Source organism: Patulibacter sp. NPDC049589, from assembly GCF_040675535.1.
In the GTDB taxonomy this organism is placed as follows: Bacteria; Actinomycetota; Thermoleophilia; order Solirubrobacterales; family Solirubrobacteraceae; genus Patulibacter.
The window spans coordinates 1-24904 of the sequence record NZ_JBFAPC010000082.1 but is presented as its reverse complement, the minus strand read 5'-3'; the positions used below and the strand labels follow the sequence as shown (position 1 = coordinate 24904).

General features: G+C 71.2%; 14 protein-coding genes and 1 pseudogene. 2 read left to right on the top strand and 13 right to left on the bottom strand.

Annotation, left to right across the window (positions count from 1 at the left end; genetic code table 11):
- A partial coding sequence (locus AB0L40_RS15895; RefSeq protein ID WP_364356308.1) for an RHS repeat-associated core domain-containing protein occupies positions 1-9035 on the bottom strand: 9035 nt, incomplete at its 3' end.
- A gap of 108 nt (positions 9036-9143) precedes the next feature.
- On the opposite strand from AB0L40_RS15895, the gene AB0L40_RS15890 reads away from it, so the two are divergent.
- Positions 9144-10472 (top strand): TIM44-like domain-containing protein, encoded by a 1329-nt coding sequence (locus tag AB0L40_RS15890; protein WP_364356305.1) that lies wholly within the window; start codon positions 9144-9146, stop codon positions 10470-10472.
- A gap of 29 nt (positions 10473-10501) precedes the next feature.
- On the opposite strand, the gene AB0L40_RS15885 is transcribed toward AB0L40_RS15890, so the two are convergent.
- From AB0L40_RS15885 to AB0L40_RS15830, 12 genes and pseudogenes are all read right to left on the bottom strand, one after another.
- Positions 10502-11083, bottom strand: coding sequence for a hypothetical protein (locus tag AB0L40_RS15885; RefSeq protein WP_364356302.1), 582 nt, complete (start codon positions 11081-11083; stop codon positions 10502-10504).
- The gene (locus AB0L40_RS15880) at positions 11080-11604 is read right to left on the bottom strand and encodes a nitroreductase family protein (protein WP_364356299.1); all 525 of its coding nucleotides are present in this window, start codon (positions 11602-11604) and stop codon (positions 11080-11082) included. Before AB0L40_RS15880 ends, AB0L40_RS15885 begins: the two co-directional genes overlap by 4 nt.
- Positions 11601-12257 carry a hypothetical protein gene (locus tag AB0L40_RS15875; RefSeq protein ID WP_364356296.1) on the bottom strand — a complete coding sequence of 219 codons (657 nt, stop codon included), beginning with the start codon at positions 12255-12257 and terminating at the stop codon, positions 11601-11603. Before AB0L40_RS15875 ends, AB0L40_RS15880 begins: the two co-directional genes overlap by 4 nt.
- Before the next feature lie 153 nt (positions 12258-12410).
- Positions 12411-13271, bottom strand: a pseudogene (locus tag AB0L40_RS15870) (ATP-binding cassette domain-containing protein); the annotation flags it as partial.
- A gap of 56 nt (positions 13272-13327) precedes the next feature.
- Positions 13328-14485 carry an ABC transporter ATP-binding protein gene (locus tag AB0L40_RS15865; protein WP_364356293.1) on the bottom strand — a complete coding sequence of 386 codons (1158 nt, stop codon included), beginning with the start codon at positions 14483-14485 and terminating at the stop codon, positions 13328-13330.
- Positions 14482-15441, bottom strand: a complete 960-nt coding sequence (locus AB0L40_RS15860) for an ABC transporter permease (protein ID WP_364356290.1) — start codon at positions 15439-15441, stop codon at positions 14482-14484. The genes AB0L40_RS15865 and AB0L40_RS15860 overlap by 4 nt, the downstream gene beginning before the upstream one ends.
- Positions 15442-15554: 113 nt before the next feature.
- A complete protein-coding gene (locus AB0L40_RS15855; RefSeq protein ID WP_364356287.1) occupies positions 15555-17387 on the bottom strand; it encodes an ABC transporter substrate-binding protein in 1833 nt (610 codons plus the stop codon).
- A 97-nt stretch (positions 17388-17484) separates the two neighbouring features.
- Positions 17485-18354, bottom strand: a complete 870-nt coding sequence (locus AB0L40_RS15850) for an ABC transporter permease (RefSeq protein ID WP_364356284.1) — start codon at positions 18352-18354, stop codon at positions 17485-17487.
- Positions 18355-18717: 363 nt separating this feature from the next.
- Positions 18718-19149, bottom strand: a complete 432-nt coding sequence (gene dtd, locus AB0L40_RS15845) for a D-aminoacyl-tRNA deacylase (RefSeq protein ID WP_364356281.1) — start codon at positions 19147-19149, stop codon at positions 18718-18720.
- A 55-nt stretch (positions 19150-19204) separates the two neighbouring features.
- Positions 19205-20143 carry an AEC family transporter gene (locus AB0L40_RS15840; RefSeq protein WP_364356278.1) on the bottom strand — a complete coding sequence of 313 codons (939 nt, stop codon included), beginning with the start codon at positions 20141-20143 and terminating at the stop codon, positions 19205-19207.
- Positions 20140-20670: a GNAT family N-acetyltransferase gene (locus AB0L40_RS15835; RefSeq protein WP_364356275.1), complete on the bottom strand. Its 531-nt coding sequence runs from the start codon at positions 20668-20670 to the stop codon at positions 20140-20142. Before AB0L40_RS15835 ends, AB0L40_RS15840 begins: the two co-directional genes overlap by 4 nt.
- A complete protein-coding gene (locus tag AB0L40_RS15830) occupies positions 20667-21359 on the bottom strand; it encodes a TlpA disulfide reductase family protein (RefSeq protein ID WP_364356272.1) in 693 nt (230 codons plus the stop codon). Before AB0L40_RS15830 ends, AB0L40_RS15835 begins: the two co-directional genes overlap by 4 nt.
- 264 nt (positions 21360-21623) lie before the next feature.
- On the opposite strand from AB0L40_RS15830, the gene AB0L40_RS15825 reads away from it, so the two are divergent.
- Positions 21624-24848, top strand: a complete 3225-nt coding sequence (locus tag AB0L40_RS15825; protein WP_364356269.1) for a DEAD/DEAH box helicase family protein — start codon at positions 21624-21626, stop codon at positions 24846-24848.
- Positions 24849-24904: the final 56 nt, after the last annotated feature.

Here is a 24904-nt window from a genome sequence, read left to right as displayed (position 1 = left end):
TCGCCCTCCGGGCGCCCTTCGCGAGCCGCCAGCCGCGTCTCCGCGGGACCGCCGGGCTCAACTAACAGGTGTGCGAGAGATCTTGACGCGGGACACGCGTCAACCGCGGGACCAAGCAGGGAGTCGTGCCCGTTGTACTCGCTCCTGGTCGACGGATTTGCGGCGGTGAACGCGTAGCGCGACGACGTCAACGGATCGGCGGCAAGCGCGAGATCACCCTGCGGATCCGCGAACCGGTCCTGCTGCAGGAACTGCCCGACCGACGGCCGATACGCCCGCGCCTGCATGTCGTAGTTGCCGGTGTCCTGGTCCTTGTAGAAGCCCTGGTACTGAAACGGGTTGGACTTCGCATCCGCGGACAGGTCGTCGTCGTCGGAGCCGACCGGATCACCGTAGGGGTCGATGTCGTAGGTGTTCTTCTTGCCGTCGTCGTCGGGGGTGGTGTCGCCGGTGTCGGACTTCTCAAGGCCGACGACGGTGCCCTGGGCGTCGGTGTCGTACGCGCGCCACGTCGGCGCTCCGGTGCTCTCGGCCTTCAGACGGCCGAGGCGCTTGCCGGTGGCGTCGTACTCGTAGGTCTGCACACCGGTGGAGCGATTCTCGCGCGTCAATTGCTCGGTCAGGCCGAGATAGCTGAAGTCGTAGACGCCGACGTCTGTGTCCTGCTTCTGCGTGCAAGCCGCCCGCGCCTTCTGAAACGCGGTGGGGTTGTCGTCACCCTCCCCGGGATCCTGGCTGGCGCTGAGGTCCGTGAGCTTGCGGTCACGACGATCCAGCGCGTCGTAGCAGTACGCCTCGTTGTTCTTGAGGGTCCCCGTGTCGTTGCCATTGCCATCAGGGTGGGTCCGCTGACGCGACGCGACGAGCCGCTCGAACGTGTCGAAGGTGTTCTGGTTCTCGGTCCGCCAGTTGTCCTGCGCCTTGATGTCCGTCGGGCACGTGACGGTGGTGTGCGGAATCCCGGTGACGAGCGTGTCGGTGTGGCGGATCGCGACGGTCTGCGAGCCCATCGCGTCGTAGGCGTAGCAGTCGGTCTGGTAGTCGTCGGTCAGCTGGACCGGGATCTCCACGATCGGCAACGCCTTGGCTATCTTCAGCGCACGGTCGGTCTTCGTCAGGCGATCGCCCACGTACGTGTTGGTGGTGACGACGTCCGTGGTGATCTTGCTGAACAGGTCGTCGTCGCGGTCCGCACGGATGATCTGGTGCGTGCCGAGTTGGCGGCCGGACCCGTCGAGGGTGTAGGTGACCTGCTTGTACGGGTCCTTCTCCGTCTCCGCCGGCGCTGCGCCGTTCCGAGAACGGGTCCAGGACGTCAGCTGGTCGCGGGCGTTGTAGACGTACCCGGGGCCAGCGGAGGTGCCGCCGCGCTCGTCGCGGGTGCGGTTGCCGTTGACGTCGTAGGTGTAGTCCGTCGAGCGACTGGTGCCCGTTGCGGGGTCAACGGTCCGCTGCGAGATCAGGCCGGCGGTGTCGTAGTACCGGCTCTCCTTCGTGCGGCTCGTTCCGGCGACCGCGGGCTTGAGCATCTCGCGCTGGTCGCCCGACGGCCAGAATCTGATGTCGGTAACGCGGTTGGCCGGCTTGGTCGCCGCCGGCATGTCGGAGTCGACGGTGACCTTGGTGTTGCGGTCCTGTTCGTCGTACTCGAAGGTGCTCTGCGTGCCGCCGCTGTAGGCGCCGGTCGCGCTGGTGAGCAGACCGTCGGTGCGGACCGTGTGGATGAGGTTCGGCGTGCCCGTCTTGTAGCTGTAGATCGTGTCCTTCCCACGATCTGCGGTCGGGGAGTACTTCTCGTCGACGGTGAGAGGGCGGGTGGCCTTGTCGCGACCGATCCGTGTGACTTGGCTGCCGAGGTTGTCGGCTGCGTCCGCGCCCGTGGCGGCCTTCTGATCACAGAGGCCGTTGTCGGCGACCTGGTGATGGTTCCAGTCGGTGACGTTCGTGAGCGCTCCGGAGCGGTCGTACTTGTAGCTGTAGATCTGCTCTTCGGAGGTGCCCGGGCCGCTGTCCCGGACGCCGCAGCGGTACGACATCTGACCGGACGGGAAGTACCCGCGGCGGATCTTGCGGCCGCTGCCCGCGTTCCAGGTGAGCTGGTTGCCCTGCTGGTCGTAGCTGTAGTCGAACGTGACGTCGGTGGATGTGCTGCTGCCTTCGTCGTGGCTGACCGTCTGCGTCGGCCATCCGGCATCGTTGGTCGTGACCGAAGTCGTGTGGTCGGGCGTCCCGGTGCCGGTGCCCTTCTTGTCGAAGACGCCGGTCACGGTCTTCAGGACGCCACGCGGCGTGTACGAGAACTCCTGGCGCCAGCGCTTGGCGTCCGCGTCGAGCTCGGCGCGGTCGCCGTCACCCCAAGGGAGGTTTCGGGCCGTGAGAAGGCCGCCCGGGTCGTACTCGAGGGTCTCGGCGTTGCGATTCTGGTTGCCGCCGAAGGGTGTCTGGGCGTCGTCGTTGGTCGGCAGCGGGGGGTTGACGTCGTCGTTGACGCCGCGCGGCTTGACGGTGCGCCGCAGCCAGCCGTTGCCGTCGTACTCGGTGATCGTCGTGTGGCGGTTCGCGCCGGTGCCGATCGTCGTGGACCACGGCAGGTCCCGACCGTCGTACTGACGGGTCTGGACGCGCTGCGGCGGGGTACCACCGTCGCTGGAGCTCTTCTGGGCGCCAGGAGATTCGACGCGGATGATGTTGCCGTCACGGTCGTACGTGGTGTCCGTGACCAGCGTCTGGGGGCCGGCGGTGTCGGTCGCCTTGGCCGTCTGGTTGGTCACCCGGCCGGCGCCGTCATAGACGAACGAGGTCGCGTAGCGGTCCTTGCCTGCCTGAGTGGTCTCCAGGGCAGCGCGGGGTGCGTAGGACTTCGAGACCAGGCCGTCGGCGTCGTACTCCGTCGTCGTCGTGGACCCGGATGCGTCAGTCGTCGTGTACGGGCGGTCGACGGCGTCGTAGGTCGTTGATGTCCGGCCGGTCGTCGCCCCGGTGTTCTGAGCGCTGGGGTCGTTGGCGGCCGGCGCGTTCTCCCAGAGCACGTTGCCGTTCTGGTCGTAGCCCTGCTCGGTCTTCGGTCGCTCGCAGCCGGAGTCGGTGAGCTTGCAGTTCTCCGGATCGGTCTGGGTGACCTTGCGATCGTAGTCGTCGTAGTACGAGAGGCTGGCGGCGTTTCGGCCGTCGTAGGCGGCACGCATGTTGCCGTTGGCGTCGTACTGCCACCGCAGGCGGATCGACGTCGAGCCCGTGAGTGGCATCGTCCGGCCGGTCGGGCGACCGACCTGGTCGTAGGACATCGTCTGCGTGATCGACCCTGGGGAGGCGGCGTTGTCGTCGCGGGATTCCACGGACGTCAGGCGCAGCTCGTCGTCGTAGTCGAGCTTCGTCAGGCCCTTCGCGGGCAGCACGTCGGGCAGGTCGGCCGGGTCGACCTTGCCGAGGTCGCCGTGGCTGGACTCCGAGGGCAGGTCGGCCTCGGTCATCGTCTTCGGGGTAGGGTCGTCGTCGGTGCGTTCGCGGACGGTGCCTTGATCCTGGTCGTAGACCCACCACGACGGCCGGGTCGTGGTCGCCAGCTCGCCGGTGTCCAGGAACGTGTTGGTCAGGTCCTCGGTGCGGGCGTCGGTGACCGCGATCGGGTCGCCGACGTCGTTGATCGTGTAGTCGACGTGCAGCGTCGGTCCGTACTGGTGGTCGGCGCGGCGCGGGAGCTGCCGGGACTTCAGCTCACCGGTGTCGTAGTACGACATCCGCGTCACGAACCCGCCGGCTCCGCCGTCATTTCCGCGCGGCGCGGTCGACGCATAGGGCGTGCCGTCAGCGCGGAGCGCCCAGGTGGTCTCCGCCCACGACGTGGTGCTCGACCCGGTGTAGCCGAACGGCTCGGATCGGCTCGTCAGTCGGCCGGCGTCGTCGTAGGTCTGCTTCTCCTTGCGGCCACCGGGGCTCGTCTTCTCGAGGAGGTGATCTTCGGCGTCGTACAGGTAGCTGGTCTTGAGGTTCCGGTCGATGCCGGAGATGCCGTGGTTGGGGTTGTCCGTCGAGTTCTTCAATCGATCGAACGGGTCCCACTCGTACGCGGTGCGCTGCTTGGTGGGGTCCGCAGCATTCGCGGCGGGGGTCGTCGTCGGGTTGGCGGCGTTGCCGTTGGCGTCGGCTTCACCGATCACGTTGCCGCGCACGTCATAGGTCCGGGACTGCACGAGCGTGGCCGGTGTCGGATTGGGGTTCGGTGCCGGGGTCGGCACAGCGTGGTCCTGCTGCTGAACGATCGGCTCGTCGAACTCGTCGTAGGTCCACAGGGTGTGGTGCCCCGACTGGCCGAGGGTGCCCAGAGGGTCAGCGCGTTCGACGACGTTGTCGACGACGTCGTAGGCGTACTTCGTGACCTCTGCCTCGGATGTCGACGCCGGCTCGCCGTTGGACCCGGCGGGCGCGTAGTGATCGACCGACGGGGTGCTGCCCTGCTTGACCTTGTCGGTGGCGGTGTAGACCTTCGTGCTGACCTGGTTGGTGCCGTCCAGCTCGCTGGTGACGTTGTCGTTGAGGTCGAACGTCGTCGCGGTGATGCGGAAGCGGTCGGTGCCATCGGTGCTCGCGCTGGAGCGCTTCGGGATCGCCTGCGTGACCTGGCGGTCCAGCGCGTCGTAGGTCCATCGGGCGGTGAACGCCTCCCCGGTCTTCTGTGCTTCGGTCCGTACCGGCCCGAGGTTGGCGACAGCGTTCGTCGTGCGGGCGGCTGGGGCCTCCGGACCGGCCGGAGGCGCGGCGCGCGGGGGTGTCGCGTCGATCGCGAGGGAGTACGGAGACCGCGGGTCGGCGACGAACGTGGTGTTGCCGACCTCGTCGTGTCCGATGCGCGTGACCTTGTCGCGCTGATCCTTGTAGGTGCCGGCGTCGCCGTTCTGGTCGAAGTCCTGCCACCGCTCTGTCTGTGTCGCGTTCTCCGAGCCGTTGAACGTCGGCTTGTTCGCCACGCCGTTCCAGACGTTCTGGAGGTGGGTGGTCAGGAGGCCCTGGGCGTTGTAGGTGAGCTCCTGGTGGTCGTGCGTCGACGCGTCCTTGTCGATCGTGCGCACGTCCCCGAGAGGCGCCTCTGTCGGGGTGCCGTAGCCGTAGGTGGTGGTCTTGCCGCGGCGGTCGGTCTCGGACGTCACGTCGTAGACGAACTTGCCGTCGTCGCCGGAGTCCTGGTTGTCCTGAGCGAGGACGGTGCCGGCGGTGCGCTGATATCCCCAAGAGCGTGTGCGCGAGGTGTCGCTGGGGGTCTGGTTCGTGCCCGGCGCGCCGGAGTGCTCGATCTCGGTCTGCAGTTCGCCGAGCGTGCCCCAGCTGTAGTCGGTGCTGACCTGCTGGGTGGTGCCGACGCCCTGCGACGTCGAGCTGACGTAGTTGTCGCCCGTCCACGTCTGGCCGGTCACCCGCGGAACGGCCGGGATGACCTCAGTGGTGGTCGGATCGTTGTCGCTGGCGCCCTGGGTCAGCTGCGTCATGCGGCCGCGAGAGTCGGTCTTGACCTCATCGACGTTGTTGCGCGCATCACGGACATAGGCCTTGTGACCGGTTCCGTCGGCGACGAGGGAGTACTTCGTGACCCGATTGCCCGAGATCGACGCACGGTCCTCGATGCCCTGGACCGGCCGGAGGTTCTGGAACAGCCCGGTGCCGCCCAGCAGTTCGCCGAGCAGCCCGGTGAGGTCCTGCGGAGGCTGGCCGTAGGTGACCTTCGTGGTCTTCTCGTTGGGGTCCCGGACGGACGTCAGATACTTCGTCTGCGGGTCGTAGCCAAGCGTGAACGTCCGCTTCGGCTGGCCCGCCGGGGCGTTCGCGGCCTCGTTGATCGACGTCAGCTGGCCGGTGTCGGTGTTGTAGCCCAGGGACGTGATGCGTCGCGGGCGGTCCTGCGGGTTGCCGGTCTCGAAGCGCTTGCGGTCCTGGATCTGCGTGATGTGGTTCTGCGCGTCGTAGGTGACCGTCCAGGCGCGGGCGTCAGCAGACGCGTTCTCGGTCCCGTCGGGGTTCAGGCCAGCGGCATCGACGACGCGGTCGACGCGCTTGTTGCAGGTGAGCACGAACCCGCAGCCGTTCAGTGCCATGTAGGTCGCGTAGTGGATCTTGATCTGGTTGCCGTGGCGATCCTTCGTGAAGCTCGGCAGTCCGTCGGAGTCGAAGAAGAACGTGGTGCCGTCCGGCCGGGTGGCGGCCCACCGCCTGGTGGGGTCGCTCGACGAGAACAGACGGAACTTCAGCTCCACCCCCGGCGGCGGATCGAATTGCACGCCGGGACGCGAGTTGCGCTTGAACTCCTGCTGCGTGCCGTCGCCGTCGGTCATCACGATCCGCTTGACCGCCGTCGGGAGGTCGGCCTGGCCGAGCGGCAGACCGAGGTCGGTCTCGAACCACAGCGGCTCGTTGACGCGCGTGATGGAGCCCAGCTGCGCGCTGAATCCGAGGCCGGTCTGGTTGTAGCCGGTGATGCCGGTGCCGAGGAGCCCCGGGAGTAGACCGGCGGGCTCGTAGCTGTTGTAGGTCAGCCGGAAGACGCTGTCCAGGCCGATGCCGGGGTTGGAGACCGGGGTCACTGCCCAGCTCGTGCCGCCGGTGGCGAGGTTGACGCGAAGATTGCTCCCGGCGCCGGTGGGGGTCGTGTCGTAGGTGTAGAAGTCCTCGAAGCCGAGGCCGCCCTGGATCTTGCGTCCGACGTTGTCGGTGCCGGGAGGCAGCGTGGTGCCCGCGTCTTGGAAGACGACGAAGTCGAAGCTCTGCTGGAGGTGGTGGCGGAGCTTCAACGCGGCGTCGGTGCCCTGGGGGATCGCGTCGTCGACGATCACGTCGACGCGGTGGTTGCCGGTCGTGAGCTTCGCGATTCTCGCCGCGGGCAGCGCGACGTCGTAGCTGGTGGGGCACTGCGCAGCCGTGCAGGTCGGCTGCGTGATCGTCTCGGGCGTGCCGCCGTCGATCGCGATCGTGACGTTCTTCACGCCCGAGTACTGGTCCGCGAGCCGGACGCTGAACGTCTTCGTCGTCGCGTCACCGGTGCCGCCCGGGCGCAGGATCACGTTGGACAGCATCGTCGCCGTCGGCGGACTGAAGTCGATCTTCGTGGGGATCGAGGCGGTACGCGTGTTGTTGGCCAGGTCGGTGCTGACGGCCTGAACGCTCTTACCCTGCGTGTTCGCGTTGGCCGGAACCGTGATGCCCTGCGTCAGGGAGAACGCGCACTTGTTGTTGCGGTCCCCTCGGTTCGGGCTGCCGGGCGTGTCCACCGGCGTTGCGGGCAGCGCCGAGCGGTCGCAGTTCTGTTGTGGCGTCGACGCGATCGCTCCGTCGGGGCCGGTCAGCGTGAGGTCGGTCAGTCCGAATCCGTAGTCCGTGCCGGTGGCGTTGATCGTTGCCGGGCCGTCGATCCAGTTCGTGTTCGTCGCGCTTCCGGTGGTGTTCGGGAGCGTCTGGTCACCTTGCGTGATGAGCGATGCGCCCATGAACACGAGACCGTTCTGCGTGCTCTTGCCGGTGCCGGCGAGCATCGTGAGGACGGCCGCGTTGCCGGCGTGTCCGCGGGTGGTGTCCAGGCCGCCGATCGGGCACGGGTTGTTCAGGCAGTGCGTGCGGTACTTGTAGGTCGTGACGTTCCCGTACGTGCCCTCGGTGTTGCAGTTGTAGAACCCGTAGGTCGGGTCGTATGCGGCCTGGGTCAGGATCGGCTGACCGACGGGCGTCGCGACGCGCCATGAGCCTTGCGGCTCGGGGATCCAGCTCGTACCGGACTGGTAGGCGATGCTCTGGAACATGCAGCTTCCGGTTCCGGCGGCCGGAAGATGTGCGGTGTAACCGAAGTCGGCAGACGAGATGTGGGCCATCTCCGTCGGGTGCGCTGGGTCGCCGGAGGCCGCGAACTGCCACTGGCCACGCGAGCCGGCCGGGTAGGTCTTGGTGCTGTCCTGATAGATCGTCAGGCCCGTCCCGTAGAAGCCGTACCCCATGACGTGGGGGAACAACGAGCCGTTGCCGTCCGTGCTGCGCCATGCCCAGCCGTTGAAGTCCAGCGCCCCGTTGGAGACCCAGAACCGCTGGTCGTCGACGACAACCGGGTCTACCATCACGGGGTAAAAAACGTCGTCGTGCCGGTGAGCGACATGCATCCTGACCTTGCGGCCATCGATGGCCCACGTGAGGACAACGCGCCGATCCGTGGCATCGAACGCGACCGGGGCCTGGATCCGTCCGATGACCTTCCTGTCGCGAACGACCTCGATGCCGAGGCGGCCCTTCGCCTCCCGCAACGCGATGTCCTGAGGCCCGGTGACCTCGAAGGCGATGTCCTCCGGCGCCGCGGACGAGCGGAGCGCGTACAGCGCCTGGGCGGCAGTCGCGATGCTCGCCAGTACGAGGTCGGTGTCCTTCCCGACGTTCGGGTAGACGATCTTGTCTTCGATCGTCTTGCCTCCGGCGGCGCCGTCGGCGCCGTCGGCGAGGCGGATCCCGAACTTCGCCTTCGGGAACCGCAGGACGGACCGGTCCGCGAGATCGTGCTGCGAGTCGGTGGCTGGCGCGAGCTCGAACACGGAGGGCGTGTTCTTCGGGCGTAGAACGGCGCCGTCGGGGACGATCGCGGCGTCGACTGGTTCGGGATCCTTCTTCGGGTCTCCCCCGGGCCGGAGCCGCAGCGGCACCATCGACTGCACCAGCGCGTTCTTTCCGTCCTCGCGAACGATCGCTCGGTTCGCGCCGAGGTACCGCCGGACCGTCTTGCCCCTAGCGCCCGAGAGCGACGGAGCGAGGCGACGTCCCATGAAGCCCGGGATCCGGCGCTTCAGCGTCGAGACGGCTTCGGAGTCCGTGAGATCTGCATCTCGATGGGAATTGCGAGCCGTGCTCTTCCTGCGACGGGCGTCGTCACGGCGCTGCTGGTCGATCAGCTCGCTCGAATCGAGCGGCGCGAGCGGAGCCTCGGACGTGGCCGTTCGGGTGGCGGCTGAATGACCGCCCGGATCGGCGGTGCCAGTGGAGACCGCTACGCCGGCCAGGACGACGACGGCCAGCAGCACCGAGAACAGGGTCGTGTTGACGCAGGCAAGGCGCCAACATCCGCGCGGCGAGCGGCAACACGCCACCGACCGCGGCGCCGGAGGCCCCGGCGTGCGATGCTCGTGGGCATGCTCTCCTCCGTTCTGGCGCACCCTGCGATCCTCGCGCTCGCCGGGCGCGGCTCGAGCGGCTTCAGCGGCGGGCGCTCCAGCGGCGGTGGCGGGTTCTCCGGCGGCGGGGGCGGCTTCGGCGGCCGCGGCGGTGGCGGGTTCTTCTTCCTGCCCGTCGGCGGCGGTGGCGCGGTCCTCGTGATCATCGTGATCGCGGTCCTCGCGATCTGGCTGCTGCCCAAGATCCTCAAGGGCTTCGAGAGCGGCGCGACCGCCACGAAGCGCCGGGCGACCGCCCGCGAGCGGGAGGCCCGCGAGGCCGCCGTGATGCCGGCGGCCCTCGAGGCCGCGATGGAGGACTCCGCGTTCGACCCCGACGACGTCCGCGCCGCGGCGGCCGGGCTCGTCGTCGACACGCAGGAGGCCTGGGACACCCGCGACCGCGACCGCCTCGCGCACCTGGTGGGCCCGGACCTGCTGCGCGAGTGGACGCGCCGCCTGGACGACTTCGACCGCCGCGGGTGGCACGCCCACGCCGGCGTCAGCGCGGCCCCGAAGGTCCAGATCGTCGGGCTCACCAACCTCGAGGGCGAGGACCAGGACCAGGTCGTCGTCCACATCCGCGCGCAGGCCCAGAGCTGGGTCGAGACCCGCCGCGGCGAGACCCTCTACGAGAACGGCGCCACCGGCCCCGACGTCACGCTGTCGCAGTACTGGACGCTCGGCCGCCGCGACGGCCGCTGGATCCTCGTCTCGATCGAGGAGGAGGGCGAGGGCGACCACAACCTCAGCGCCCCGGTGGTCGCGCGCCCCGACGTCGACCCGACGCTGCGCGACCGCACCCGCACCGAGCTGGCCACGGCCGACACCGCCGGCGACGCCGTCGCGGTCGCCGAGCTCGTCCCCGCCGGCCTCAGCGACGACGCCCGCGTCGTCGCGATGGACCTGGCGCTCGTCGACGACCGCTTCAGCCCCGACGTCCTGACCGCCGCGGTCCGCGCCGCGGTCGGCGCCTGGACGACCGCGATCGACGGCAGCGACACCGCGCTGGAGCGCGCCGCGACGCCCGAGGCGATGCAGCGCCTGCTCTACGGCGGCGACGACCGCATCCGCACCGTCGTCCGCGGCCCCCGGATCGACGAGGTCGTCATCGACCGCGTCGACGGCTCCACCGCCCCGCCGCGGATCGAGGTGTCGGTCCGCCACCACGCCCGCTGGTACCGCGAGGACCGCGACACCCAGGCCGTCGTCGAGGGCTCCCGCACCAAGGAGCAGGCGCGCGTCGAGCACTGGGTCTTCCGCCTGGACGACGACGCCGAGCGGCCCTGGCTGCTCGTCAGCGCCTGAGGTCCGCGGGCCGGCCAGCGGCCGGCCGGTCAGCCCGCGGGCGTCGGCGCCGTCGTCGTGGTCGGCGGCGGGTCGGACTCCGTGGCCGGCGCCACCTCGACGAGCTGCTTCTCGCCGGTGTCGACGCGCCAATCGGTGTCGATCTTGCCGCCGACGGTGTCCTGGTTGGCCTCCGTGTCGGCGGTCAGCGCCGCGCCGTCCAGGCGGACGACCGTGAACACGAACGCCCGGTTGTCGCCCCGGCGCGCCGTGACCTTCGCGTGGTCGGCGTCCTGCGAGACGACGTCGATGTGCAGGTCCGTGGTCGCCCGCCCGGCGTCGTCCGTCGACGAGTAGGGACCGGGCATCGAGCTGACCGACGCGTTGAGCGCCTGCCGGCAGGACCCCGCGACCCCGTCGGCCAGGCGCGTGCGAGCGGCCTCCGTCAGCAGCGAGCACGCCCGCTGCCCGTTGGCCTGCGAGATCGACGCGTTGAGGAGCTGCGAGACGGCGGAGCGCGGGTCGTCCGGGCCGTACTCGCCGGCCTGGCCGCAGCCGGTGACGCCGAGGACCGCCGCGGCGCCGGCCAGGCCCACGGCGACGAGCCGGGCGGCGCGGGAGCGGGTGCTCACGCGAGGAACTCCAGGATCTCAGCGACGGGCCGGCGCTCGGGGACGCGGACCTCCTGGCGGAGCGGGCCCAGGTGGACGAGGCCCAGGGCGACCTCGTCGTCGGCGAGGCCCACCGCCGCGCGGCCGGCGGGCTCCAGCAGGACGGCGGGGGTGCGCCAGTAGCCGGCCAGGCCGCGCGCGTGCGCGGCGAGCAGCAGGCCGTAGACGGCGGCGGCCGCGGCATCGCGATCTTCCTCCGCCACCCGCGGGTCCGGGTCGACGACGACCGACGCGACGACGAGCGTCGGCGCCCGGTCGAGCTTCGGCGCCGCGTCCTCCGGGCCGGCGGCCTTCAGCGCCGCCAGCGCGGCGGGGCCGACCACCCGGAACCGCCACGGCTCCGTCAGGTGGTGGTTGGGCGCCCAGCGGGCGAGCTCCACGAGCTCGGCGACGAGCTCCGGGGCGACCGGCTCGGCGCCGTAGACCTTGTGGGTCCGGCGCGTGCGCAGCGCCTCCTCGAGCCCGAGCGGCGGGGCGGTCACGCAGCGCCGTCCTCGTCCTCGTCCTCGTCGGCGTAGAGGGACTCGCGGGCCAGCTCGTTGCCCTTGGCGTCGAGGACGGCGATCTCCAGCGTGTCGCCGAAGTAGTCGTCGGGCGCCAGCAGCGTGAAGCGGTCGTCGCGGATGTCGCAGCGGTCGACGATCGTGCCGTCGAGCTCCGCGATCGCCGAGGCCGCCTTGGCGATCAGTGGCCGGCCCCAGACGAGCGTCATCGCGGCGGTGTCGCCGTTGCCGCGCCACGAGCCGACGACCGTCTCGCAGAGGTCGATCCGCCAGTCGGCGTTGTCCTCGGCCAGCTCGCCGGTGACCTGCGCCTCGCCCTCGAACTGCGACGGCTCGCTGCCCTGGCCGTCCGTCGGGATGAAGCGGGCGAAGCCGTACGCCTCGAGCCCGGTGCTGGTGCGCGTCGTCACCGGGATGAACGTCCGGCCGTGCCAGGTGCGGTCCGGGTAGTAGGACAGCTCGCCGGGCTCGCCGATGCCGTTCGCCTCCGACGGCTCGTCCGGATCGGGCTCCAGCGCGTCGACGGCCTCGAGGAAGGCCGTGCCGAGGCGCTCGGCGAAGCGGCCGTACGGCGCCGGGTCCTGCGGCGGCTCGGCGGCGTAACGGGGCAGGAAGCGCTCGAGATCCGGCATCCGGCGGAGTGTATGACGCGAGCGGGCTCCGGGCCGCCGCCCGGCGCGCCGGCGCGCGGCGTCGCGGGGCGGCGCCACCGCCCGGGCCCCGCCGCGGACGACGGGGCCGGGGCGCGCTCAGGCGGCCTGGTCGAGCCCGGACCGCTGGGCGAGCCGGCGGGCGCGGGCGTCCGGGTCGGGCGTCGGGACGGCGTCGAGCAGCGCCCGGGTGTACGGGTGCGCGGGATGAGCGTAGAGCTCGTCGGACGTCGCCAGCTCGACGATCTCGCCCGCGTACATGACGGCCATGCGGTCGCACATGTACTTGACGACCGACAGGTCGTGGGCGATGAACAGCAGCGACAGCCCGAGGTCGCGCTGCAGCCGGCGCAGCAGGTTGAGGATCTGCGCCTGGATCGAGACGTCGAGCGCGGAGACCGGCTCGTCGGCGATCAGCAGCTTCGGCGAGAGCGCGATCGCCCGGGCGATGCCGATGCGCTGGCGCTGGCCGCCCGAGAACTCGTGCGGCAGGCGGTTGTAGTGCTCGGGGTTCAACCCGACGAGGTCCATCAGCTCCTGGACCTTGCGCTTGCGCTCGCCGTCGCCCTTCGCCAGGCCGTGGATGTCGAGGGGCGCGCCGATGATCGAGCCGATCGTCTGGCGCGGGTTCAGCGACGAGTAGGGGTCCTGGAAGACCATCTGCACGTCCTTGCGGAACGGCACGAGCTCCTTGCGCGACAGCCCGGCGATGTCGGTGCCGTCGAAGTCGATCCGGCCCGAGGTCGGGTCCAGCAGCCGGCAGATCATGCGGGCGGTCGTGGACTTGCCGCAGCCGGACTCGCCGACCAGCCCGAAGGTCTCGCCGCGGCGGACGTCGAACGACACGCCGTCGACCGCCCGGACCGCGTCGATCTTGCGCTTGAAGAAGAGTCCCTGCGTGATCGGGAACTCCTTGCGGAGATCCCGCACCTGCAGGATGTTGTCCCCCTCGCCGAGCGTGTCGCGGCGCACGGCCTCGACCGTGGTGTCGGCGATCGTGGGGTCGCCGACGACGCCGCCCTCGACGGGCTCGGGATCGGGTGCGACGGAGCTCATGCGACCTCCTCCGGTTGCGGGATGCCGGCCTTCTCGGCGGCCGCCTCGGGCGTGCCGCCGTCGGCGAGGACGCCCCAGATCGTCGCGCGGCGCTCCGGGGGCATCGTGCAGCGAACGTCGTGCCCGGGAGCACCGTCGGCCTCGAGGAGGTCCGGCATCCCGGGCCGGCAGCAACCGGCGGCGTAGGGGCAGCGGGCCCGGAACGAGCAGTCGTCCGGCAGCCCGATGAGGCTGGGCGGGCGGCCGTCGACCGGCACGAGCTCCACGTCCCGCGGCAGGTCGAGCCGCGGGATCGACCGCAGGAGCCCCCAGGTGTACGGATGGCGCGGGTGGCTGAAGAGATCGTGCACCGACGCGCGCTCCACGATCCGGCCGGCGTACATCACGGCGATGTCGTCGGCCGTCTCCGCGACGACGCCCAGGTCGTGGGTGATGATCACGATCGCGGTGCCGAGCTCGCGCTGGAGCCGGTCCATGAGCTCGAGGATCTGCTTCTGGACCGTGACGTCCAGCGCGGTCGTCGGCTCGTCGGCGATCAGCAGCTTCGGGTCGTTCGCCAGCGCCATGGCGATCATCACGCGCTGGCGCATGCCGCCGGAGAACTCGTGCGGGTACGAGTCGACGCGCCGGCCCGGATCGGGGATCCCGACGAGGCCGAGCATCTCGACGGCGCGGGCCCGGGCCTGCTTCTTCGTGACGTCGTTGTGCGCCCGGACCGCCTCGATGATCTGGGCGCCGATCCGGTAGAAGGGGTGCAGCGAGGACAGGGGGTCCTGGAAGATCATCGCGATCTCGTTGCCACGGACCTTCCGCAGGTCCTCGGTGGTCGTCTTGAGGAGGTCGCGGCCCTCGAAGAGGACCTCGCCCTCGATCTTCGTGGACGACGAGCGGGTCAGTCCCATCAGCGTCATGGTCGAGACGGACTTGCCCGAGCCGGACTCGCCGACGATGCCGAGCGTCTTGCCCGCCTCGACGGTGTAGGAGATCCCGCCGACGGCCTGCACGAGGCCGTCCTCGGAGTCGAAGCCCACGCGGAGGTCGCGGACCTCGAGCAGCGGGGCGTCCGCCCGCGGCGCCGCCTCCGCGCCGGCCGGGGCGGCGGTCGCGTCCGGGGCGCCGTCCGGCGCCGTGATGGGGTCCTGGGAGTCGGTCATTCGTACTTCACCCGGGGGTCGATCAGGGCGTAGAGCAGGTCCACGATGAGGGCGGAGATGCAGACGAAGAAGGCGAGGAAGAGCACCGTCGCCTGGATGGTGGCGACGTCTCCGCGCTGGATCGCGTCGTACGACAGGCGGCCGAGGCCGGGGATGTTGAACACCGACTCGGTGAGGATCGCGTTGCCGCCGATCAGCAGGCCGACGTCGACGCCGAGCGCGGTGACGAGCGGCGTGATCGCCGAGCGGGTCGCGTGCTTGAAGATCACGCGCCGCTCGGAGAGGCCCTTGGCGCGCGCGGTGCGGATGTAGTCCTCCTGCATCGACTCGAGCAGGCTCGAGCGCAGCAGTCGGGCGTAGACCGCGGAGAACGCGGCCGCGAGGACGAACCAGGGCAGGATCATCGCCTCGGCCCGGTCCAGGACGTTGCCCGCGCTGGAGTAGGACCCGGCGCCGGGGAAGATCTTGAACTGGCCGATGTCGCTCGCGAACAGGTAGAGCGCGACGAGCCCGAGCCAGTAGACCGGGGCCGAGATGGCGACCAGCGCTCCGCCCATGGCCACGCGATCGGGGAGGCTGCCGCGGCGCAGCGCGGAGATCGTGCCGACGATCGCGGCGGCGGAGAGCCAGACGATCACGGCACCGACCACGAGCCACGTCGTGGCGCCGAGCGCATCGAGGATCAGGGGCCGCAGCTCCGCGTCGGAGATGTAGGACCGGCCGAAGTCGAAGTGCGCGGCGTTCCAGAGGAAGTCGCCGAGCTGCTGGTACCACGGGTTGTCGAGCCCGAGCGACGCCCGGATCGCGTCGAGGCGCTCCTGGGTCGGCGCCTTGCCGGCGCGGGCCCGGACGGGGTCGCCGGAGGGCAGGACGCGGAAGAGGAAGTACGCCACGGCGGTGATGACGACGAGCGTCACCACGGTCCAGAGCAGGCGTCTGATGATGTATCTGGCCACGGGGAGAGTGCGTTCCGGTCAGGGGGCGGAGCGGTGGTCGAAGGCCCGGCCCGGCGCCCGGCCCGCCGACCCCGAGGGGCGGGCGGACCGGGCGGCCGGGCGGGACTCCGGGGCTACTTCAGGGACGTGAAGTTCAGGTCCCAGAGCGAGTTGAACGAGCTCGGCACGCCGAGCACGTCCTTGGACCGCACGTCCGTCGTCTTGTCGGCGACGAACGGGACCACCGGAGCGGCCTCGACGATCGCCTTGTCGACGGCGGCCCACGCCTTCAGGCGCGCCTCGCCGGTCGTCGGCAGCGCCTTGTCGACCGCGGCGTTGACGGCGGGGTCGTTCAGGTAGGACAGGTTGTACGAGACCTGGCCCTTCTCCTTCGGGATCGCGCCGCCGTAGAACGGCACCTGCAGGAGCGTCGACGCGTCGTTGAAGTCCTTGAACCAGCCGGCCGTGCCGCAGATGGCGACCTTCTTGGTCCGCTGACCGCACCACTCGTTGTAGACGGCGTCCTGCGGGACGAGGCGGAGACGGACGTTGAAGCCCATCTTCTTGTACTCGTTGGCCGCGACCTGGGCCGCCGCCTTGCCCGGGTCGGCGTTCGCGCCGATCATCAGGAGCTGCTGCTTGCCCTCGTACTTGCCCGACGCGTAGCCGGCCTTCTTGAAGTACGACGCCGAGAGCTCGGCGTTGCCCTTCGGGTAGTTCATGAAGTCGACGTTGAAGCCCTTCTCGCCGCCGGCCTCCTCGTAGCCCGGGAAGCCCTCGGTGAGGAAGTGCGTCGGGATCGGGCCGACGAACTTGCCGCCGCGGGCCTTGCGGGCCGCGTCGCGGTTGAAGCCGGCGATGACGGCGCGACGGACGTTGACGTCGTCGAACGGCTTGATGTCGGTGTTCATCGCGAAGTACCGGAAACCACCCGAGGGGGTCTGCGTGTACTGGTCCTTGATCTTCGTCGCGAGCTGCTCGAGGATGTTCGCCGGCGGGTTGGTGTCGAGCAGCAGGTGGCTGCCGTCGAGCACCTGGCGCGCGGCGACGTTGGCGTCGCTGACGTCGGTCTTGATGTTCCAGCCGTCGGCGTAGGCCGGGCGGAAGTCGGTGGACGCGTCCCAGTTCGGGTTGCGGACGAGCGTGATGCTCTTCGTCTTCTTCCAGCCGATGCCGTCGACCTTGCCGGCCTTGTTGTTCTTCACCATGTACGGGCCGGTGCCGACCAGGTTGTCCTGGTAGGTCGACGGGTTCTTCGCGTCGAACGGCGCCGCGTACTCCTCCGGCACCGGGGCGGTGTACGGGAGCACGAACGACTGGACGAGCTGCGCCGCGTACGGCTTGGTCAGCTTGAAGACCAGCGTGTGCGCGTCGGGCGTCTCGATGCCCGAGATGTCCGGCGTCTTCGAGACGAGCTTCGAGGGCGCGCCCTTGATGAAGTCGAAGTAGTTGGTGTAGCCACCCGGCGAGTTCTTCGTGAACAGGCGCGAGATCGCGTACTTGATGTCCTTGGCCTCGAACGGCCGGTCCACCGGCGGCGAGAACTTGACGTTCTGCTTCAGCTTCACCGTGACGGTCGTGTTGCCGTCGGAGACGACGGGCTGGCCGTCGGCGAGGTCGGGGATGACCTTCGTCGCGTCGTTGGGCTCGAAGTAGTACAGGCGCCGCTGCGTGGTCTCGGCCACGAGGAAGCCGAACTGGTAGTAGCTCTGGCCGGGATCCATGTAGTCGACGTCGGAGGACGAGAGCATCGTGCCGATGCCGCCCTTCTTGCCGACCGCCGGCTTCTGCGTCGGGTCGTAGGCGCCGGGCGGCAGGGCGCTGGCGGAGCTGGTGCTCCCGCTGCTGCTGCCGCTCGACGAGCTGGAGGACGAGGAGCCGGAGTCGTCACCGCCACAGGCCGCGAGGCCGATGGAGGCGGTGGCCAGGGCGGCGATCGTCAATGGGACGCTGAGGTGTCGTCGCATCAGGGGTCCTTTCTGTCGGGGACAGAGATCGGGGTTTCGGGGGAGAAGGCCGAGACCGCCCGCCGCGGCGCCGGGGCGCTCGTGCGGGCGGTGCGCATCAGCGGCTCGAGCGGCCGGTGCGCGGGTTGATGGCGTCCTGCAGGCCGTCGCCGACGATGTTGAAGGCGAGGACGGCGAGCAGGAGCGCGATGCCGGGGAACAACATGAACCACCAGGCGGTGTCGAAGATCTTGATCGCGTCGGAGATCATGGCGCCCCAGCTGGGGGTGCTCGGATCGACGCCGACGCCGAGGAACGACAGCGCCGCCTCGGCGAGGATGTTCTGCGGGATCAGGACGGTCGCGTAGACGATCAGCGGCGCCGTGAGGTTCGGCAGGATCTCGCGGAAGATGATCCGCCGGTCGCTCGCGCCGAGCGAGCGCGCCGCGTCGACGAACTCCTTCTCGCGCAGCGACAGGACCTGGCCGCGGACGAGTCGCGCGACGTACGGCCAGGACGTCAGCGAGATCACGATGACGACGACCCAGAGGCCGGGCTGCAGCGTGAACGACACGGAGCCCGGGCCGATCTTGCAGCCGTCGGCGCAGCTGATGCTCAGGCCGATGCCGAGCAGGATCGTCGGGAAGGCGAGCGTCAGCTCCGTGATGCGGCTGAGGAACGCGTCGATCTTGCCGCGGTAGAAGCCGGCGAGCAGGCCGAGCAGCGTGCCGACGAGCATCGTGATGGCCGTCGCGACGACGGCGACGAGCATCGAGACGCGGGCCCCGTAGAGCACCCGCGCCAGGACGTCGCGGCCGCGGTCGTCGACGCCGAACGGGTGCGTCCCGGACGGCCCGACGGGCGAGCCGAAGTCGTTGAGCGCGTCGTCGTTCTGGAAGTTGGGATCCGGCAGCCCGAACGCCTTGACGATCAGCGGGGCGAAGATCGCGATGAGGATCACGACCCCGATGAAGGCCAGCGCGACCATGGCCACGCGGTCCCTTCGGAGGCGGCCCCAGAAGAGCTGGAGGGGGGAACGCGCCGCGATCGGCGCTGCGGAGGCAGCGGCCGAAGACGGCACGACTGGGTCCTGGCCGGGTTCGGCCGCGATGGGTGTGCTCACAAGCGTGGTTTCCGGGGGAGAAACGGACGGCGTATGTACGCCTGGCGGGCAGCGGACTGCGCGCCGGACGGTCCTGCGATGTTCACCACCGTGACACATCACCCGCCGGTCGGGGGGAAGTCTGCGGACAAGGCCCGGAGGTTCACCGTTAGCCAGTGGGCCAATCGTTTGCGCGGCCCCCTACGCGGCGCCGGAATGGGCCGGACGATCTGTCGCCACCCGCTCCGTTCAGGTCGGCGGAGCGTCGCGCTCGACCAGCAGCGTGACCGGCCCATCGTTCACGCTGTGAACGGCCATGTCGGCGCCGAAGATGCCCCGCTTCGCGTGCAAATTGGCGCAGAAGCGCTCGTACAGCGGCTCCGCGTGGTCGCCGGGGGCGGCCTTCGACCACGACGGGCGGGTGCCCTTGCGGACGTCGCCGTACAGCGTGAACTGGCTGACGCAGAGCACCTCGCGATCGCCCAGCGGCTCGGCCATCCGGCCCTCTGCATCTGCGAATATCCGCAATCCGGCGACCTTCTCGGCGACCCGGTCGCAGACGTCCTCGTCGTCGGTCCGGGCGACGCCGAGCAGCACCAGGAGCCCCGGACCGATCGCGGCGACGGTCTCGCCGTCGACGACGACGGACGCCTCGGTCACCCGCTGGACGAGGGCGCGCATCAGGCGCCGTCCCGGATACCCGGGCGCCGCGGACCGCCTGCGGACCGGACGCGCATCAGGTCACCGCCGTCACGACGAGGACCCCGACGGTCATGATCGTCGTCGTCCACACGATCGAGGCCGCGACGGGGCGGAAGTCGAGCCCGAAGCGGTGCGCGACGAGCATGCCGTTGAGCCCCGTCGGCGCCGCGGCCTGCAGCAGCATCCCGGGCGGGAGGTGCAGCAGCGCGACGGACGTCCCGGCCACGAGCAGCGGCGCGACCGCCAGGCGCAGGCCGATCACGAGGCCGACCTCGGGCGGGATCAGGCGCCCGCGGGGGTCGCGCAGGAGCGAGCCCTCCTCGCCCTGCGCGGAGAGCTGCACGCCGACGACGAAGAACCCGACGGGCAGGACGGCGACGATGATCACCTGCGCGACGTCGCCCGCCCAGTCCGGCGCGTCGCCGGGGACGAGCAGGCCGAGGACGGACGCCCACAGCAGCGGGTTGCGCAGGAACGCGAGCAGCCGGCCGAGCCCGCCCGCGGCCTCGCCCGAGCCGACGGTGCCGAACGCCGCGCCGACGGCGAACGCCGAGATGAAGACGGTCGGCTGCGCGACCAGGCTGTCCCACGCGACGGCGGGCCCCAGCTCGTCGCCGCCGAGCACCGTCCGCACGAGCGGCAGGCCGAAGTACCCGGTGTTGCTGACGATCGTCGCGAGCACCACCGCGCCGACCGTCGCGCGCGGCAGGTGCAGGAGCCGCGAGCTGACGAACCACGCGAGCGTCCCGACGACGCCGAGCACGACGAAGCCGGTGACCAGCCCCGACAGCAGCGTCAGGTCGACGTGCAGGCGGGAGACGAGGACGAAGTAGACGACCGGCAGGACCCACGCCAGCAGCAGGCCCATCGTCGCCCGTGAGCGGCGCTCCGCCTCGGCGCGCCAGCGGCGCTCGGCCCCGATGCCGGCCAGCGTCGCCGCGATCATCACGGCGACGAGGACGGGCAGGCTCACGCGCCGGGATCCGTCCCGGCCGACCCCGCGGCGGTCGACCGGCCGGTGGCCGCGTCGTGCCGCAGGCGCCGGCGGAGCGGGATGACCTCGCGCACCATCCAGACGTGCTCGATCCCGGCCTCCTCGAAGGGCCGGCCGACCTGGCGGTACCCGGCCTTGACGTAGAGCGGCGCGGCGGCGACCTGCGCGGCGAGGCGGAGCTCCTCGGCGCGGACCGCGCGGGCGTAGTCCATCGCCCGCTCCAGGAGCTCCGAGGCGATGCCCCGGCCGCGCCACCCGCGGTCGACGGCGACGCGTCCGACCTTCACCATCGAGCCGCTGGCGACCAAGCGCATCGTCCCGACCACCGTCCCGTCCGCGGCGACGGCCACGGCGTGGCGGGCGACGTCGTCGTAGGCGTCGACCTCCTGCTCGCGCGGGACGCCCTGCTCGTCGCAGAAGACGCGCAGCCGCAGCGCGAGCGCGGCGCGGAGGTCGGCGGCGTCGCGGACCCAGCGCAGGGCCACGGGCTCGTCGTTCACGGTCATCGCGTCGCTCCTGCGGGGGCCGGGGCGGCGGCCGCGCGCGGCGCGGTCGTCGTCTGCTGGTCGTCGGGCCCGATCCCGAGGCGGGCGAGGTCGCGCTCCAGGTCGGCCGGGCTCGGGTACTCCCCGATGTGCACGTCGAGGATCTCGCCACGCGCGTCGATCAGGACGCTGGACGGGAAGGCCTGGCCGGTCCGCAGGTCGCGGGCGATCCGCTTCCCGGGGTCGCGCACGTGCGGGTAGACGGTCGGGTGTTCCTTGAGGAACGCGTCGATCTCGTCGGTCGAGCCCTGCGTGACCACGCCGAGGAACGCCATCCGCCGGCCGTACCTCGCGGACGCGGCCTGGAGGATCGGGAACTCGCGGACGCACGGCGCGCACGTCGGATACCAGACGTTCACGAGCACCGGCCGGCCGCGGAGCCCCCGCAGCAGGTCGCGGAAGCCGGGGCGGCCGAGGTCGAGGACCGGGACGCCGCCCGCCGCCGCCCGCCCGCCGCTGCCGGAGTAGAGCCGGGCGAGCGCCGTCGGTGCGCCCGCGACGTCGGCGCGCGCGGCCGCGAGCGTCGGGACGTCGTCGGGGGCCTCGGTCCCCGTGCCGCCCTCGGAGAGCCCGACGACCAGCGCGACGACGATCAGCGCGAGCACGACGCCGGCCGCGAGGGCGCGACGATGGGGGCGCAGACGGGCCATTCGGCCACAGGGTGCCACAGGCCGCGCGATCGCCCGTTCCCGCGCAGACCTCGGCCCCTCCCGCCCCCCGCGCCACGGGCGGCCCGGGCGCGGCGCGACGGGGTGGGCGGGCCGGCCGCCGATTCAGGTACGATGCGGGCGTCTGCACGGGAGCGACGAGGTTCGTCGCTCCTCCGTCCCCCGCAGTCTCGCCTCGCCGGCGACCGCCCGCCCCTTCGCGGTCCGTGTCGCCCCGAGAACCGCAGTTCCCGTTCCCTGCCCGCAATGGCGCAACGCCCCTCTGTCGTGGTCTCCGAGGCCACCTCGATCCCTGACCAGGCGGACATCGCCCGGGTCGCGGCGTTCGCCCACGAGCCGTTCGTCTGCGACGGCGAGTCGGCCGAGGACGTCCTCGCGCCGGGGACGATCCGCCGGCACGCCTTCGAGTTCGCCCGCGCGGAGCTCGACGCCGGCGGCACCGTGCCGTCGCAGAAGTGGCGCCGCCGGTGGTCGCTGCTGCTGGGCCTCGACCGGGCGCTGCACACCGAGACCCCGACCCTCGCGGACGGGACGACGCTCAACCCGCACCAGGTCGACGCGCTGTCGGGCACCTACGCCGCGCTGCTGGCCGACGCACAGCGGCGCACCCGCGGCGCCGGCGCGAGCGACGGCGACGCGCTGCTCCTCTCCTTCGAGGACGACGAGCCGACGCAGCACGACGAGCCGCCGCCGCAGGTCGTCGTCGACGAGGACGAGCACGAGGACGACGCCCCGGACGACGAGCCCGACGACGACCTCCCCGCCGGCGACACCGGCGAGTTCGACGCCATCGCCGCCGTCGCGGCGGAGGACGACGACGAGGACGACGAGGACGACCGTCCGAGCCTGGAGGACGAGCTCGAGGAGCTCCCCGACGCGGAGCCCGAGAGCGAGTCGGCCCTCTACGACGACGACTTCGAGGAGGAGGTCGACGAGGACGTCGACGCCGCCGTCCTCGACGATCCGAACGCCCACAAGCGCTTCTGGTTCGAGCACGCGACGGGCGCCGGCAAGACCGTCGCCGCGATGGGCTTCGTCGAGGCCTGCCGCACCGGCGGCGTCCTCATCCTCACCCACCGCCGCAACCTCGTCGACCAGTTCATCGCCGAGCTGCAGACGCGCGGCTACGGCGAGCGCCTGAGCAAGCCGCTCCTCGGCGACGCCGACATCGGCGTCGACGGCAACGAGGTCGTCGGCCCGGTCACGATCGAGACGTACCAGTGGTTCGTCCGCAACGCCGGCCAGATCTCGGGCGCCTACACCGTCGTCATCTGCGACGAGGCCCACACCGCGCTGGGCGAGAAGACCTCCGCCACGATCCGCGCGTGGACGGGTCCGATCTTCATCGGCATGACGGCGACGGGCGCGCTGATCGCCCGGCACGTCACCGACCTCTTCCCGACGCAGACCTCGCGCTTCGACCTGGCGCAGGCCGCCCGCCGCGGCGTCATCGCCCCGCTGCGCTCGCTGCGCATCCCGCCCGGCCCGGGCGTGCGCACGATCGCCAAGGTGCCGCTGCGCAAGGGCGAGGTCGACATGGAGTTCGACCAGGACGAGCTGGCCAAGCTGCTCGACCAGGCGCCCTTCAACCTGGCGATCGCGGACCTCTACAAGACGCGCTTCCGCAACACCCCGGGCGTCGTCTACACCGCCGGCGTCAAGCACGCCTACAACGTCGCCGAGAGCTTCCGGGCCCTCGACATGAAGGCCGAGGCCGTCTCGGGCGAGACGCCCAAGCGCGAGCTGGCGAAGATCCTCGCCGACTACGAGGCCGGCGAGATCGACGTCCTCGTCAACGCGCAGCTGCTGGCCGAGGGCTGGAACTCCCCCCGCGCGACCATCTGCATGCACCTGGCGCCCACGGCGTCCAAGCGCATCTACCAGCAGCGCGTCGGCCGCGTGACCCGTCGCCACCCCGGCAAGGAGGCGGGCGTCGTCATCGACTTCGTCCACCCCGCGACGAGCAACGACGACCCGGTCGTCACGCTGCACTCGCTGCTGGACCGCGACGTCTACCGCGGCGGCGCCATCGTCGTCGGGCCCGTCCGCCGCGGCCGCGGCCGGCGCGTCAAGGTCGAGCGCCGCGTCCTCCCCGTCACGCCGGACATCGAGCGCCGGCGCCTCGTCTTCGAGCGCGAGCTCTGGCGGATCGCCGTCGAGCAGCTCGACTGGGGCGAGCAGCGCGTGTGGGCCGCCCTGGCCGGCGCGAAGGCGTCGCCGACGAACTGGCGCCGCGGTCGGGCGATGCTGAACTTCGACCGCTCGGGCGAGCTCCGGCGGCAATTCCTCATCACCGCGCTCGAGCGCAACAAGAACGCCCAGCTGCGCATGCGCGCGATCCAGGAGATCGCCGTCCTGCGCGAGGCGGACCCCTTCGACACCGCGATCGACTTCGTCGGCCAGTGGCCGCGCGAGGAGCGTCGCGAGGCCTCCCGCGTGCTGCTGCAGGCGATGGCCGACCGCCGCATCGGCCGCCGCGAGCAGGCGACCGCGTGGATCTGGCGCCTCGCCGAGTACACGCGGGACATGCACGAGGAGTACGCCGCCCAGCGCTGGCCGGCCACGAAGCACCTGCTCGGGCTGCTCGTGAACTCCTCGGGCGCCGCGCACGCCCGCAACGCCCGCCGGCTCGTCCACGCGGCGCGTCAGCACGACCGCCGGCTGCAGGCCGCGCTGCTGGCCGCCGCCGTCGCCCACACGCCGGAGGCCGAGGAGGTGCTGCGCGAGGCGCGCACCCGCCTGGCCCGCAAGCCCGGCGCCCTGTCGCGCGACCTGCTCAAGGACTTCCCGAGCGGCAAGCGGCGCAAGAAGCGCTCGCGCAACAAGAAGAAGAACGGGAACGGCGCCGAGAACGGCACCGGCCAGAACGGCACCGGCGCCCAGCAGGACGGCGCAGAGAGCCAGGACGCCCAGAACCAGCAGCCCGTCGCCGTCGGCGCGGGCGTCGAGACCGAGTTCGAGGCCGCGACGTTCGAGGGCGGCGGCCAGACCGGCGGCGACCAGGGCGGCCAGGGCGGCCAGGGCGGCGGCTCCCGTCGCAGCCGCTCGCGCCGCGGGCGCTCCCGCGGCGGTCGCCGCCGCGGCGGCGGAGCCGGCGGCGAGGGCGAGCAACAGGGCCAGAACGGCGGCGGCCAGGGTCGCGGCGGGAACGACGACGGCCAGGGCCAGAACGGCGGCGGCCAGGGTCGCGGCGGGAACGGCGACGGCCAGGGCCAGAACGGCGGCAGCGACGGTCGCGGCGGCGACGCCCAGGCCCGCGACCGGCAGCGCGGCGGCCAGGACGACCAGCAGGGCCGCGGCTCCCGCAACGGCCGCGGCGGCGACGACCGCCGTGGGCAGGACGGCCGCGACGAGCCCGTCGCGTCCGACCAGCACGCCGACGCCGAGGACGCGCCGCCGGTGCGCCGCCGGATCCGGGGCCAGAAGGCCGCTAGGGCCGAGAGCTCACCCCGAGATTCTTGCGAGAGGTAAGCGAACGCTCGGGGATTCGTTTGCGTGAGGACCGACTCGTATCTTTGGAGGCCTCA

Coding starts and splice junctions, on each gene's coding strand:
- dtd (WP_364356281.1), bottom strand. CDS start 19,149: ATGCGCGCCCTCGTCCAGCGGGTGACCGAGGCGTCCGTCGTCGTCGAC.
- AB0L40_RS15835 (WP_364356275.1), bottom strand. CDS start 20,670: ATGACCGTGAACGACGAGCCCGTGGCCCTGCGCTGGGTCCGCGACGCC.
- AB0L40_RS15825 (WP_364356269.1), top strand. CDS start 21,624: ATGGCGCAACGCCCCTCTGTCGTGGTCTCCGAGGCCACCTCGATCCCT.
- AB0L40_RS15890 (WP_364356305.1), top strand. CDS start 9,144: ATGCTCTCCTCCGTTCTGGCGCACCCTGCGATCCTCGCGCTCGCCGGG.
- AB0L40_RS15850 (WP_364356284.1), bottom strand. CDS start 18,354: ATGGTCGCGCTGGCCTTCATCGGGGTCGTGATCCTCATCGCGATCTTC.
- AB0L40_RS15875 (WP_364356296.1), bottom strand. CDS start 12,257: ATGCCGGATCTCGAGCGCTTCCTGCCCCGTTACGCCGCCGAGCCGCCG.
- AB0L40_RS15855 (WP_364356287.1), bottom strand. CDS start 17,387: ATGCGACGACACCTCAGCGTCCCATTGACGATCGCCGCCCTGGCCACC.
- AB0L40_RS15865 (WP_364356293.1), bottom strand. CDS start 14,485: ATGACCGACTCCCAGGACCCCATCACGGCGCCGGACGGCGCCCCGGAC.
- AB0L40_RS15830 (WP_364356272.1), bottom strand. CDS start 21,359: ATGGCCCGTCTGCGCCCCCATCGTCGCGCCCTCGCGGCCGGCGTCGTG.